At 65.5% G+C, this 220-nt stretch carries 1 protein-coding gene; it reads right to left on the bottom strand.

The features are described 5' to 3' along the window. A partial coding sequence (locus V5F77_RS29380; protein WP_429008549.1) for a DUF736 domain-containing protein occupies nucleotides 1-209 on the bottom strand: 209 nt, incomplete at its 3' end. Nucleotides 210-220: the final 11 nt, after the last annotated feature.

Here is a 220-nt window from a genome sequence, read left to right on the forward strand (position 1 = left end):
TACTCCTCGCCGGTGGTCTTCGAGATCCGGTTCCAGCCGGCGCCCAGCTCGAAGCCGTTCTTGCGCGAGATCACGCGGTAGTCCGGCTCATTGTCCTTCGCCTTGCGGGTGTTCGGCACCAGCGCGATCGGCGCGGTGACGTTGAGGGTGGCGAGCGTGCCTTCGAGGTTGCCGTCCGCCTTCTGGGTGAGGGTTGCGATCGTGGCCATGTGAAGTCTCC

The organism is Roseixanthobacter psychrophilus, from assembly GCF_043195195.1.
Lineage (GTDB): Bacteria > Pseudomonadota > Alphaproteobacteria > Rhizobiales > Xanthobacteraceae > NCEH01.